Here is a 1,789-nt window from a genome sequence, read left to right as displayed (position 1 = left end):
CGGCGCCGGGCAGGGGCGCGCCGGATCCGTCCCAGGCGGCGAGGACCGGCGCGGGTCCGCCGCGCGCGTCCTGGCCGACCACGACGGGCTGCTCGCCGCTCAGCGCGAACCCGGCGGCGGCCCGGCCCTCCGGGGCAGCCAGGGTCCCGCCGTCCTGCCACGCGCTTCCGCTGGCGCTGCGGGAGATCAGCAGGTCATGGCCCCGGACGACCAGGGCCGCGAAGCCCTTGTCGGATCCGGCGAGGTGCGTCGTCATGCGGTAGCCGGACGTCTGGAGGGACCCGGCCTTCGTCCACGACCCGCCGTCCTTGGACGTGAACGCCTGCGCGAACGCCTTGCCGCCGTCGTTGATCTCGCGCAGCGCGACGAAGCCCGCGGGGGCGCCGCCGATGACCAGTCCGCGCGTCCCCTTGGGGACGGGGACGACCGACTCGGCCCAGCTCTTGCCGCCGTTGGTGGAGCGCCAGACCTTGCGCCCGGTGTGCTTGGCGTCGACCGCGTGGAAGCCCTCGACCAGCAGTGCCGAGCCGGACGCGGCCGCGTCGTACAGCGTGACCTTGCCCTTGCGGATCGGCAGGCCGAGGCCTCCCCCGGCGTGCTCCTCCCAGCGCACCCCGTCCGAGGACGTCCAGACCGCCGGGACGGTGTCGCGGAAGTCGCCGCGCCGCGAGGTCTCGCCGACCGCCACGAAGCCCGAGTCGGTCGCGATCAGCCGCTTGACGTGCGACTTCGGTCCGAACTGGCTGCCCGCGGGTTCGGCCTGGCGGCGCCATTCGCGGCCGTCGGAGCTCGTCCAGACCGTCCCGCCGCCGGGACGGGAGCCGATCGCGACCCAGCCGTGCCCGGATCCGGCGACCAGGCCCGGGATCTCGCCGGGCGCGGCCGCGTCGCCGTCGGTGTCGCGGACGCTCGCGGGCGCGAACGTCCGTCCGCCGTCGGTCGAGACGACGAACCAGCCGCGGTCGTTCTCGGCGCCGACCGCGACGACGGTCGCGTCCGCGGTCCCGACTGCGGTCAGCCGACGGGCGCGTCCGTCCTGGGCGGAGAGCTGCCCGGTGGGGAAGACCGCGTCGCCGGCCTTGACGTTCTCGCCGCCGCCTCCGTGGCCGCCGCCCCGCAGCAGGAAGAACCCGCCGCCGCCCGCCGCGGCGAGCACGACGACTCCCGCGACGCCGATGATCAGCGGCTTCTTGGAGCGGCTCTGACCGGGGGCCTTCGCAGCCTTGTCTTTGCCGCTCCTGCCCTTCTTGCCGCTCTTCGCGTCGGAGCGCCAGGGCTCGTCGATCAGCGGCGGCGCCATCGGCTGGACGCCCTCGTCCACCCTGGTCCCGGCGTCCGGGATCCGCTGGGCGTAGGGGAAGCCGGACGGCTGGTCGAGGACCGTGTGATCGGTCATCGTCCTGTCCGCCACCGGGGGCTGCGGGCCGCGCGCGAGTCCGCCCTGCGGGATCTCCTGCGCGTACGGGAACGGCTCGGGCGCGTTCGGCTGCTTGTCGGGGATCTGCTGCGCGTACGGGAACGGGTCGGACGAGGGTTGCTTGTCCGGGATCTGCTGCGCGTAGGGGAACGGTTCCGGCGCGGCGGGCTGCGGTGCCGCGGGCTTCGGCGTCTCCGGGATCTGCTGGGCGAAGGGGAACGGCTCGGCGGCCTTCGGCGCGGCGTCCGGGATCTGCTGCGCATACGGGAACGGATCCATAGCGGGCGGCGCGGGCGGCTGCGCGGGAGCCTGCGGCGGGACCTGCGGAAGGTCGGCCTGCGTGCGCGGCGCGGCGGGCGCGGACGGCGGCGC

1 protein-coding gene is annotated in these 1,789 nt (G+C 75.6%); it reads right to left on the bottom strand.

Annotated features, from left to right (window positions below; translation table 11 throughout):
- The coding region (locus EBO15_RS43320; protein WP_407643405.1) for a WD40/YVTN/BNR-like repeat-containing protein at nucleotides 1–1,789 on the bottom strand (1,789 nt) is incomplete at both ends.

Origin of the sequence: Actinomadura harenae, assembly GCF_003696215.1 — a bacterium.
GTDB lineage: Bacteria > Actinomycetota > Actinomycetes > Streptosporangiales > Streptosporangiaceae > Spirillospora > Spirillospora harenae.
The sequence above is the reverse complement of the archived record's forward strand: the minus strand, read 5'-3'. Positions and strand labels throughout refer to the sequence as shown.